This is a genomic window from Bradyrhizobium sp. USDA 4541 (genome assembly GCF_024171085.1).
In the GTDB taxonomy this organism is placed as follows: domain Bacteria; phylum Pseudomonadota; class Alphaproteobacteria; order Rhizobiales; family Xanthobacteraceae; genus Bradyrhizobium; species Bradyrhizobium australafricanum.
On the sequence record NZ_JALJZF010000001.1, the window covers coordinates 4,322,243 to 4,334,103 of the forward strand.

Genomic DNA, 11,861 nt, shown 5'->3' on the forward strand with positions numbered 1-11,861 from the left:
GGCCTCAAGGCTGCTTTACCTTGCCGTTACGCAGCCCGCCTTCGACATTCGTGATATGCCTCCTTAACCTCTCGCCATCCCGCCTCATCGCTTTCCGCAGGATTCTCATTTATGAAATGTGGCCCGTCATGCGGCGGACGTTTTCCGTGTTCGTAGTATGCCTTGATTGCTTGTTCAGCAGCGATCCTTCCCAACTGTCTCCCGCTGTCCAGGTTGCTGTGGTTCCATTTGAAACTGATGTGCCCCGGCACATGAATCTCGACGATCGTGCCCTTCCACGGATGCTCTTCGGATTTTGGCTTGTCGTACCGCACGTGGTATTTGAAGAGCTTGACGTCATCTTCGCCAACGGTCGCTGCGAACAATTGGCAGAGATTGGCCAGGGCATCGTGAAGGTTTTCCGGTTTGCGGACTTGCTTTGAATCGACGATCCTGCTCACCCATATCTCGTCCAGCTCATCGCCCGGCTTATGATGCTCCTGGAGCAAGCTCTCGAAGTTGACCGTATCGACCAGCGCTCCTTCGCAGTAGGTAACTCCGTCGATCTCTACGGTTTCTTCCACGAAGGGAAGGGCTGAACACGCACATAAGCTGGATGCGCTGATAGGCACTTTGTACTCTTTCCCGTCGACCTTCTTGTTCTCATCAACCTTCTTGGGCATCGGGCGGTTGGAAAACAACGCGAGTTTATGCTCATCGAGATTCCAGGCGTTGTGGAATATGAATGGCTTTTCGGGTCTTCCCAGCGCGTCGAAATTTATGCTCTTCATAAACTGGCTGTGTGGATAGTTAATCCTGGAGAGGCCGGTGACTTGGGACAGATACATCATTGACGTTAGGTAACGAACGAAAGGATTTGGTGCCAGCACCTGATTAAGAACCCATCTGTTTACGTCTCCCTCATCCGGGCTCGTGAACTTCTTCCCGCCGTCCGTGTCGGGCTGTTGAGCGAACCAGAGCGACATGGAGTCCCTGAAGGCATTCGCGACCCTGTTTGGGTCCCACAAATCCTTATAGGTATTGGGATCTGCGACGAAGTTGGTCAGAGCCTTGCCGATGCTTTCCCAATCCGGGCCGAACACCGTATTTATGGGAAAGCGCCTATAGCTTTCGTCGTCTCGAAACACGCCATTCTTGAAGAATTGATGGGTCTGTTTCGCCCTGTCTTTATTGTCAACGTTGTCAAACTGATTGTAGACGATCCCAACCCAGGCGCCGATGCAGGACAATGCCCACACGTCAAAGGTTACACCTGCGTTGGCAAGAGCTTCCAGAACTCCAATGTGCAGCCCTGCCGCCGGACCACCACCGCCGAGCGTAATCGCCCTCTTCACCATTGGTTCCTCCATCAAATTTTTTGCATGGCTTATTCTCTGATCAAGTTTCTGAACCGCGTAAAAGTAAAAGACTGGTCGTTCGCTGGGTCCGCGGGCTTTCGGCCGCACCGAATGCCGTTGAATCCAACTCGACAACTCATTGATCGCAGCGTTGCGAAACACAATACGTGCGACGGAACGGTGGACGTCGAGGTTCGGCGCCTTCTCGAGCCTGCTGATCGCACTGGGCGCACGCCGGCCAAGAGCTCGAGCAAGCATATCGCGGTCTGGCCCGCCCATTTGTGAACCAATTCACGGAAGATATTTATCGCTGACGTTAGTAGGGGAGATGTTGTCCAATTGTGGCTTTCGCTTCTGGCCCATCGCGACATATTGCGCTGCCGCACGAACCTGGTCGCTATAGGAGCAAAGCGGACGTAGTCACCAGTCACATGAGGCCGTCGGATTTATAGGCCACTCTATACGATGGGCAGGCCGAATGCGCCGCATGGCAAGCTCCATCTCTTCAGACAGACGGGTCGTGTTCGGCGTAGCAAGCAGTGGTCGGTTGGTTCGACGCCAGGGGAAAAAGAGATACCTCCCTTATCTGCCGTGTTTGCGATCCCGTCCCGTCGAGGTGAAAGCTCAAGTATGACAGTATGACGACCGGCTTCCGGCTTACTTCTTTGGCCGAGGGGCCGCGCGGAAGATAAAGCACGTCCAGCCTGTCGCAGACGTTGGCCAGACTGTTCCCGGTGACTCCGAATTCCTCGGCCGGCCGGATCATTCACCTAGCCATTGATGTAGAAGCAATAAAACATCAGCGCCAAGGCGTGGCGAGATCCCCCCTAACCTTCGCGGATCAGCCGCCTTCGCTTCTGGCAGATGCCCAGCTCGATACGTGTATAGGCCTGACGAACAAAATAAGCCGGGATTTCGAGAGGAAATCCCTGCCTAGACTAGAGCAACGTGACACCTGAAGTGCGTCGCCAAGGCAAATGGCGATCCAAGCGCCGTCGGCGAGCTCGCAGCGATGCTGATTTGACAATAGCAGAACAAGATCTTGCCGATCGAGAAACGTCAATTCTGTGTCCTGGTTTCGGACAGCAGCCAGTCGCGGAATGCAGCAATCTCCGGCCTGCCAACGTCGGTTTCGCGGCCGACGAGGTGGTAACTTTCGGCGGTTCGTACCACCAGCGGATGGATCACCAATAGTCGCCCCGCTTTGAGATCGTCCTGGACCAGTTCCAGATGCGCCACCGCGATGCCGAGCCCGTCGATCGCCGCTTGATAGGCTAGCGAGGAATTGCCGAACGACAGTCCTTCGCGAAAGCTCCCGGGTGTGACGTCCGCCGCCTCAAACCAGATCCGCCAATCGTGCGGGCGCTTCATTGAATGACGTAACGTACGGTCGAGCAGCTCTCGTGAATCGTGCACGGGTGGATGCTTGTTGAATTCGGCGGGGCTACAAACCGGCAGCAGCTCGATCGGAAACAGCGTGTCGTAACGCACGCCGGGCTTTGGAATGGCGGGAGTCTGAATGGTGAAGTCCACCTCGCCAGCGCTCACATCGACGAGATCGTTGGCGATCGTGACCTGCACATTGATGCTTGGGTAAAGGGTATGGAAGCGCGCGAGCCGCTTGACCAGCCATTTCATCGCCACCGTGGGAAACAGCCATATCCGCACCACGCGATTCTGCTTGTCCCGGCGGCTGACCTGGGTCGCGAGTTCGATGCGATCAAAGGCTTCGGCAATGGCCTGCGCGTACTGTTCGCCCTGCGTCGTCAGCTTGACGTCGCGTTGATTACGGACGAACAGGCGCAGGCCAAGGAAGGCTTCGAGTTGGGCGGTATGCCGGCTGACGGCGCCCTGCGAGACGTTGAGTATTTTGGCGGCGTGGGTGAAGTTCTCGGAGCGGGAGGCGACCTCGAAGACGCGAAGTGCATTCAGCGGGGGCAATTTTCGGGCCATCAGCGCCTCCCACTGAGGGCTGATCGCGTCCGCGCCGCATTCTCTGTGTTGCTCTGAAGATAAGTCATCGTCGTGATGAGTAAATTAGCATACTCGGCCCAAAGCATCCCGCTTATTTTGCCCGCATAAGCGGCGCTGAACGCCGCTACTTGCGGGAGAAACGCTTTCTATGACCACCCCCGTTAACGCCGCGGGCCGGCTTGACCGGCTCCCGATGGGCGCATTCCAGTGGCGGATTCTCAGCCTGATCGGCCTCGGGATGTTCTTCGACGGTTTCGACAACCAGATGGCCGCCGGCGTGTTGGGCGCCCTCGTTAAGGAGGGCTGGTCGAACATGGAGACCAATGCCCACTACATTTCCATCACCTTTGCCGGCCTCGCCATTGGCGCGCTGATGACGGGGTTGGTCGGTGACCGGTTCGGCCGGCGTTTTGCCTATCAGTTCAATCTTCTGATTTTCGGCAGCATGTGCCTGCTCTCGATGCTCGCGCCCTCGATGACCTGGCTGATGGCGATGCGTTTCTTCATGGGAGTAGGGATCGGCGCAGAATATGTCTGCGGTTACGGCATGGTCAGCGAGTTTGTGCCGCCGCAACGGCGCGGATGGGCGCTTGGCCTGATCAGCGTGGTGTCGATGGCATCGACATTCGCTGTGAATTTTACCGGACTATTCGTCATTCCGGCACTGGGATGGCGGCCGATGTATCTGATCGGCGGTTGCGGCGCATTATGGGTCTGGTTCCTGCGCCGCAAGCTTCCGGAGTCGCCGCGCTGGCTCGAAGCGCGCGGCCGTTATGAAGAAGCCGAAAAGATCATGCAGGATATCGAAGCTGAGGCCTCGAAGGCGGGGCCTCTCCCGCCGGTGATATCAGTGGCCGCGCCTGCGCCGGCCTGGGTACCGATCTCCATCCTGTTCTCGCGCGGCGTCGTCACCCGCACCTTGCTCGCGATGGCGGTTTGCATCACCTGCCTGGTCGGTTCCTACAGCTTCTCCTATTGGGTGCCGACCTTCTTCGTCAAACAGGGACTGAGTGTCACGAAGTCGCTCAGCTTTGCGACCGTCATGGCGCTGGGCAGTTCGCTCGGGCCGCTGGTCGGCATGCTGACCTCCGACTGGATTGGACGCCGTCGCGGCACCATGTTTGCGGCCTTATGGTGTGGCGTGTTCGCGCTGGCGTATTCGCAGCAGACCGACCCCGCCTGGGTGCTGATCTTTGGTTTCCTGTTGCAGGGCGGCATGAGCCTGATGATCGGCTTCACCATGCGATGCTAGTCGCCTTTGTGAACTTGCGCGCGAACGAAAAAGAAGCACGTATCTGTGCGGTCGCCGCGCTGGGGGACAACGAGTATCCAGTAAGATGTTGATCTTCTTGCACTCAATCCTGCGACCAGAACGTATGCGTGGCCGAACGAGGGTCGTTGACCTTTCGTTTCGGGGGCGAAGTCGCACTGACGGTCTCATGCTCCGAGCACCGGCTCCTTGCCGGTGAAGGCCCTGAGTATATTCGCCGTCAGGCGCGAAAGACCGTTGTCGCAGCCGTCCCAGGCCAGGGCGCCGGCATAGGCGATGGAGCCGACCGAAAACACCCAGCCGCCTCCATCGATCGGAAACAGGACCATGTCCGATCTCACCACGTCAGGCCGCTGTGCGCCTCCCTGATCCGGGAGCGAAAGAGTGAGATCCTCGATGACGAGCTGATACTCGTTGCCAAGCCCGGTCGAAGTCCCGAGCACATAGGCATGCTCGGGACTTCCGAGCGTAACGTCGTACCTGTCGACCTCGTCTCCCACCGCTCCACCCAGCACATAGCCGTAATCGCCGACGATTTCCTCAGTGATGCCGTCGAACAATTTCGCGGCGGGCGAATTGTAGCTCGCCTCCAGACGCCGATAGCCGCAGCCCTTCGACCATCCCTCCGATGCGAAGCCCACGCCCAGCATCTTGTTCGGGGCGCGGCCGCGCGTGCGCCAGATGCCGCCGGCTTCAGTCGTCGCAACATGGGTCCGTTCGCCATAGGGGGCATCCCAGCAGCGCGTGCCGCTGTTGTCGCGGCGCACCTCGATGACCCAGGGCTTTGCACCGAGCCGGCTCGTTACCCAGTAGAAGCCGTTGCCGCCAAGATACATGACCCGTCCGCCGTCATGCAGGTATCCGTCGAGGATATCGAGGCCGGTTCGTGTCCAGTATTCCGGGTGCGAGCCCGTGACGATCGCCGCGTACCGGTCGGCCAGGTTGCGGCCGCCACGTTCGAAATCCTCGTCGGTTGCGACATGATATTCGATGCCGAGGTGCTCCAGCCATTCGACGATGTACATGTCGACGGGAAAGTGACGGTATGAGCCCGTTAGCCAGTTCGGAAAACCAGGGCGGACGTTGAACAGCGGCCGTCTGCGGCCCGAATAGCGAACCGGCGTTCCGTCGGCATGGGTATCGTAGCAGGAGCGGCCCGGCTCGGGATGTGAGAACAGGTACTGTTCGTCCTCGGGCACCACCTTGTCATGAGGCATCACCGATGAGAAATCGAGCGAAGCCAGGTGGTCGTTCGCATAGGCCAGATAGGTGTTGGTCGGCACCAGGAACAGCACGGGTGCCGAGGTGCCCAGGACCGGTCTGACAAACAGCGGAAAATGATTGCGGCGTCCGCCGGCCTCGAGCCGAACTGCGTAGACTCCGCTTTGAAGGTCCTCCGGCAGGCGGAATTCGAGATTATACCTCCAGCCGGCATCCACCATGTCGTCGTCGTGGAATTGCAGCGCACAGTACTGCTCGGGAACTTCGACGAAGGAGTCGCTTCGCCCGTCCCAGTTACGTCCGGTCACACCGCGCTCGACGCCGTTGACAAGGTGCCCCTGTTCGCCTCCAGCGTCCGGCTCAATCGTCTCCGACGCGAAGTCCCTGCCGAGTTTCCATGCTGCCCATGCCGGCTGCGTGGAAGTCTTCCCCGCGTGCCATGCGGCGATCATCTCGGCGGATGGCTTCGCGAGGTACAGCGTTGGCGAGTCGATCTTGCCATTATATGGCTCCAGCGGCGACCCGGACCGGCCGATGCCGGCCGCCGCGAGCAGGAGCGTTGCCGCATTTGCCGTCGCGCCGGTTGCCGCGCGGAGCGTGCGTTGTGCCCCAACCTTGGCATCAAGACGCCTGAGGTCGATGCAGACCTCGCCGTCGCCGATGGTAGTCAGGATCGAATACCAGTGTTTGGCGATGATCGCATCCGGCAAGACTGCGAGCGTTGCGCTGCCCATTCGAAGCGCAAGACCGCCTGAGATGATGACGAGCGCGACGTCGCCAATCGACCAGATGGCCTGGGGCGCGCTCCGCTCGGGGACGGTCGGCCATGCCCAGCAATGGACGCTGATCGCCGCATCGTTGATCGGTGAGGGAAGCGGAAATTCGGCGTGCGAGCCGACCACCGTGGATTGCACGCCGCCGGAAACGGTGCGGTCGAGCACCGACGAGAAATCGACCACCTTGCCCTCGATCGCTTCGTCGCGCCCGGGACCCGAGACCAGTCGCACGAGGCTTGCGCGGACGGTGGCGTGCGGCGTGCTGATCGCGAGCCGGACGACATCGCCGGGCTCGCAGGACCACTCCTCGAAATAAGCCTGGATATCCATCTGACGCCGCCCACGCTCGCTGGTTAAGTCCGCTTCGGACGCGCAATGTCCGAGCGCGCCCATCATTCGCGGATCAAAGCCGGCGGGGAAACATCTGTTGCGGCATTCTGGAGTCCGGGAGCAACAACACTGGAGAAACGGACAGGCGCGCCGCGGCTGGTCCCGAAAGTCCGCGTCACGATCCGCGCAGGAACCGGTCGCCGAGCGCGACCGTTCCGTCGGTGTAGCCCGTACCCAGGCGTCGCGCGGTTTCGGTGTCAGAATGCGAAGCGAGCCAGGCCGTCAGCAGCATGCGCCTGAGCATCACGAACGCAGGCAGCATGGCCTCGTCGTCGCGCGAGACCGGTGCGACGGTCCGGTATCCCGCAAGCCACGACCGCTGGAGCAGGTCCATCACCGGCTCGTGCTCGATGAAGCTGACGGCCGCGGCGAAGTCATAGAAGAACCACGAGAAGCCGCAATCGTCGAAGTCGATGACGCCGAGCCGGTCGCCTTCGACGAGCAGGTTGGCGAGGCGGAGGTCGGCGTGAACGAGGCCAAACCGCTGCTCGCCCCGTCCGTAAGCCTCGACGCGCCGTTCAAGTTCGTCGGCGACCCTCTGCAGCAGCCTGCGGCCATCGTCGCGCAGGCCAAGACCGGCGCGCCAGTCACCCCATAGTGGCCGGCGGCCCAGCATGGCATCGAAATCCCAGACCTTGCGCTGGAACGTTGATGGCAATGTCCATCGGCGGCTGTGCGCGTGAAGCCGCGCGCTGGTCGCGCCGAGCTTGCCGAACCAGGTGGCCAGATCGTCCGAGGCGTCCGGCTCCCTGCCGCTGAGGAATTCGAATGCAACGACGTGTCGTGTCGCACCACTCAGGGGAATGGGGCATAACAGGTGTCCCTCCCGATCGGCGACCGGGCGCGGCGTGAGCACCACGTTGTCTGCGATCACGGCGTCGATCCAGGCGAGCTCGGACGCAATCTCGTCAGGTGAGTGATAGCCGGGCCGCTGCACGCGCAACACGAGTTTTTGCCGAGCGGCCGGATCTTGCGCGAGAAAGGTGGTGTTCTCGGAATGGCTGAGAAAGGCGAGCGTCGATTGCGATGATAGTCCCCAGCGCGGCAGGCTCGCGGCAAGAGAGGCCTGCATGCTCTCGATGAGGCCGGGAGTCATCATCGCCGCCAACCGACCGTCTCGGGCTCCGCGAGGTCAAGAAGGCTCGCGATGATGCGATCGGGAACGACGTCCGCCACCGCATTGAAAGGGACGTCGCTGGCGAGCAGGATCGACCGCATGCCGGCGGCCTTTCCTGCTGCGATATCGGTGCCGATCTGGTCGCCGACCATGACGGTCTCATGCCGGGCGGTGCCGAGATGCGCCAGCGCCTGTTCGATCAGGAACGGTTGCGGCTTGCCTAGCACGATCGGCTTCGTATTGGGAACGGCCGCTGCAACCGCGGCCGTGATCACGCCGACGCAGGGATCGTAGCCGTCATGAACCGGCGTCAGGACATCGGGATTGGTGGCGATGACGGTTGCGCCGGCGAGTGCGGCCCTGACCGCGGTGCGCAGCTTGGCGTAGTCGAGCGTGGCATCGAAGCCGAGCACGACGATCTTGGGCTTGACGTCGGTCAGGTGATAGCCAATGTCCTCGATCGCCTCGAGCAGTGGTCGTTCGCCGATCGCAAACACGGGCGTGGTGCGCGGCCAGCGCCGTTCGAGCAGGGACGTGACCGCCGAAATCGTCGTGAAGACCTGTGACGGTTCGGCCGGAATGCCGATGCGGCTCAGCTTGGCGGCAAATTGCGCGGCGGATTTCGTCGAATTGTTGGTGACGAACGCATAGGGCAGGCCCCGCTCGCTCCATCCGCGAAACGCCTTGACGGAGTCGTCGATCGGAGTGTCGCCGCGATAGGCGACGCCGTCGAGATCCGAGATGACGCCGCGAATGGGATGGTTGGCCGGAGCAATGCGCTGTTCCAATGCTGGGATTCCGTTCAGTTCCGCGAGCGTGATCATATGGTTGCCTGCATGGCGTTGCTGCTCTGTGCATCCATGATTTGTGTGCTGCACATTGGAAAGGCGTCCTTGCCTTGCCGGTGTGCGCCATGCGTCCGGGAGCGGAACATCTCCGTGCGCGACTGCGGCGCCCCGGGAGTGTCAGCAACGGAATCGTGGAGCAGCAGGAATCGGGCGATTGCGGCCTTTGGTCTAGGCTTTGCAGGCGTGAAAGCCACGATTTGTGCAAGACGATCGAAACGGCTGAGTGCCTTGCGGCCTCGAGAGCAGTTTCAGCGTTGCCGAAATCATCGAGGGATTACCATATGATCAACCGCAGAGACTTGATGTTAGGGGGATTGGCCGGGGCCGCGGCGTTCGGCTTCGGGCGGGTCAATCCCGACTTTCTTGTGAATTCCGCCTTTGCCGCCGAAGGCAAGACACTGCGCTTTCTCGGCGCGGAAGCGCTGACCGGCAACTGGGACCCAACCACCCATACCAATCTCGGCCAGCTCATCGTCGAGGGCTTCGTGTTCGGCTACCTGACGCGGGCGCCGATGCGGCCGGAGAAGCCGGACGAGCTGATCTTCGAGCTGGCTGAATCGATGAAGCCCATCGACACCTATACGATGGAGGTGAAACTCAGGAAGGGCGTCAAATTTCATGACGGAACCCCGTTCACAGCGGCCGACGTCAAGGCGACCTATGAATATGGCTGCCAACCCGATCGTCCGGCGCAGTGGTACCCCGGTCTCGTCACCGTCGACGTCGTCGACGACTACACCTGCCACATCAACACGAAGGTGCAGGGCTATCCGGCGACGCTCTACTACTACCTGTCGTCCTTCCTGCCGATCATGTCGGCCAAGGACGTTGCCAATAAGGCGCAGCTCTCGGCGCGCATGAACGGCACGGGCCCCTACAAATATGTCGAGCAGAAAGGCGATACCACCGTTCTCGCCGCCAATCCCGACTTCTTCCTCGGCGCAGCGAAGATCCCGGGTGTCGAGTATCACTTCGTCGGTGACACCACGACGCGCACGCTGTCGCTGTTGAACGGCGAGGCCGACATCATCGAGCGGCTCGAGCAGGAGCAGGTCGAGACCATCTCGAAGGATGCCCGCTTCAGCATCCACAAGGCGGTTTCGGTCGAGAACAAATACCTGTTCTTCCGCTGCTCGAAGAAGCCGTTCGACGATCCGCGCATTCGCCTCGCCGCATGCTACTCGATCGACCGCAAGCAGGTGCTCGACGTGCTCGGCGTCTCCGGCATCTATTCCAAGGCGCACATCTCGCCGGTCAAGTTCGGCTATGCCGAGGTGGCCGACTATCCTGAATTCGATCCGGACAAGGCGCAGAAGCTGCTCGCGGAGGCCGGCTTCCCCAAAGGCCAGGGCCTGCCCGAGCTCACCTATTACACGTCGGTCGGTTTCTATCCGAAGACGAAGGAATATGCCGAGTTGATTACCGGCATGCTCCAGGAGCAGGGGTTTAAGGTCAATCTGCAGACGCTCGAAGTCGCGGCGTGGGGTAATTTGCTTTACGACAAGCCCGGCGGCGGTGAGGGCAACATGATCGACTGCGGCTGGTGCACCGGCTCGCCCGAGCCGGATCTCGTGCTGCGCACCCACTTCCACTCCTCCTCCAAGCGCATCACCGGCATCGTCGACAAGGACATCGACGCGGTGCTGGACAAGGAGCGCAACGCCACGACAATCGAGGAGCGCAAGAAGATCCTGCAGACCGAGACGCTGCCGACCATCGCCAAGAAGGCCCCGGCGCTCGCATTGTTCACCTCGGTCTTCATCCATGCCTACAGCAAGAAGCTGGATGGTCTGTACATCTATCCGAACGGCATGCAGGACATGACCAAGGCAACATTGGCATGATGATTGCTCGGCAGGCCGGGTACGCCCGGCCTGCCGGTTCGCGAACGCAGGCCGGATTGGTCGGGTCTGGTCCTCATGAATTGCAAGGGTAGCTCTTCTCGATGTTGATCCTGGAATTCCTGGTCAAGCGGATCGCGCAGGGCATCCTGATCGTCTTCATCACGTCGTTGATCATCTTCACGCTGCTGCGCGTGGTGCCGGGCGATCCCGTGCGCCTGATCGTCGGCGGCATGGCGCCGGCCGATGTGGTCGAGAAGGTCGCGACCAAGATGGGGCTGCGCGACCCCATCATCGTGCAATATGGTCGGTACATGCGCGGGCTGGTACAGGGCGATCTCGGGCAATCCTATTTGCGGCCGCGCAGCGGCATGATCGCGACCGGCGGGCAGTATGTTGACCCGACCAAGTCGGATATGGCGCCGGTGATCGATCTCATCCTCGAACGCTTGCCGTTCACGCTGCAACTGGGCGGAATGGCGCTCGTGTTCGCGCTGCTGCTGTCGTTTCCGATCGGCATCGCGGGCGGGCTGCACCAGCATCGTTGGCAGAATGCGTTGGCGTTCGGAATGCAGTCGCTGTTCGTCTCGATTCCGAATTTCTGGCTCGCGATCGTTCTGATCCTGTTTCTGTCGGTGAAGCTGAAGCTGCTGCCGGCGCTCGGTTACCAGGGGTTTTCCTATGTCATCCTGCCGGCCTTCGTGCTCGCGGTGGAGATCGCCCCCTTCATCATCCGCACGCTGACGACCTCGCTCGGCGAGGTCATGCAAGCGCCGTTCATCGATGAGGCGCGGGTGCGCGGCCTGTCTCGCCGCCGCATCGTCTATTCGCACGCCCTGCGCAACGCGGCAGTGCCGCTAGTCAACCTGCTCGGGATCCAGCTTTCGACGCTGATCGGCGGCGTTCTCGTAATTGAATACATTTTCGACTATCCTGGCCTCGGCAATCTGACCGTAGTCTCTGTCGTCGGGCGCGACTTTCCGGTCATCCAGGGCATCGCCATCACGACCAGCGCCGTCTTTGTCTTCATCAATATCATCGTGGATTTGGTCGCCTATCTGGTCGATCCCCGCGTGGAGATCTGAGC

Annotated in this window: 8 protein-coding genes; 3 read left to right on the plus strand and 5 right to left on the minus strand. The window is 60.7% G+C overall.

Annotated features, from left to right (window positions below; translation table 11 throughout):
- Positions 1-26: 26 nt before the first annotated feature.
- Both J2R80_RS20245 and J2R80_RS20250 read right to left on the minus strand, forming a co-directional pair.
- Positions 27-1,337 carry a patatin-like phospholipase family protein gene (locus J2R80_RS20245; protein ID WP_244558998.1) on the minus strand — a complete coding sequence of 437 codons (1,311 nt, stop codon included), beginning with the start codon at positions 1,335-1,337 and terminating at the stop codon, positions 27-29.
- A gap of 1,059 nt (positions 1,338-2,396) precedes the next feature.
- Positions 2,397-3,290: a LysR substrate-binding domain-containing protein gene (locus J2R80_RS20250; RefSeq protein ID WP_076834251.1), complete on the minus strand. Its 894-nt coding sequence runs from the start codon at positions 3,288-3,290 to the stop codon at positions 2,397-2,399.
- Between the two features lie 169 nt (positions 3,291-3,459).
- Between J2R80_RS20250 and J2R80_RS20255 the strand changes: the two genes are divergently transcribed.
- Positions 3,460-4,563 (plus strand): MFS transporter, encoded by a 1,104-nt coding sequence (locus tag J2R80_RS20255; protein ID WP_076834249.1) that lies wholly within the window; start codon positions 3,460-3,462, stop codon positions 4,561-4,563.
- 185 nt (positions 4,564-4,748) lie between these two features.
- On the opposite strand, the gene J2R80_RS20260 is transcribed toward J2R80_RS20255, so the two are convergent.
- The 3 genes from J2R80_RS20260 to J2R80_RS20270 form a co-directional block, all read right to left on the minus strand.
- Positions 4,749-6,908 carry a N,N-dimethylformamidase beta subunit family domain-containing protein gene (locus tag J2R80_RS20260; RefSeq protein WP_253589678.1) on the minus strand — a complete coding sequence of 720 codons (2,160 nt, stop codon included), beginning with the start codon at positions 6,906-6,908 and terminating at the stop codon, positions 4,749-4,751.
- A 175-nt stretch (positions 6,909-7,083) separates the two neighbouring features.
- Complete coding sequence (locus J2R80_RS20265; protein WP_253639282.1) at positions 7,084-8,064, minus strand: phosphotransferase enzyme family protein; 981 nt, start codon at positions 8,062-8,064, stop codon at positions 7,084-7,086.
- The gene (locus J2R80_RS20270; RefSeq protein WP_253589679.1) at positions 8,064-8,873 is read right to left on the minus strand and encodes an HAD-IIA family hydrolase; all 810 of its coding nucleotides are present in this window, start codon (positions 8,871-8,873) and stop codon (positions 8,064-8,066) included. The genes J2R80_RS20265 and J2R80_RS20270 overlap by 1 nt, the downstream gene beginning before the upstream one ends.
- 341 nt (positions 8,874-9,214) lie before the next feature.
- Between J2R80_RS20270 and J2R80_RS20275 the strand changes: the two genes are divergently transcribed.
- Positions 9,215-10,777, plus strand: a complete 1,563-nt coding sequence (locus J2R80_RS20275) for an ABC transporter substrate-binding protein (RefSeq protein ID WP_057020614.1) — start codon at positions 9,215-9,217, stop codon at positions 10,775-10,777.
- Positions 10,778-10,878: 101 nt separating this feature from the next.
- Positions 10,879-11,859, plus strand: a complete 981-nt coding sequence (locus J2R80_RS20280) for an ABC transporter permease (RefSeq protein WP_092083050.1) — start codon at positions 10,879-10,881, stop codon at positions 11,857-11,859.
- The last annotated feature ends 2 nt before the right edge of the window (positions 11,860-11,861 follow it).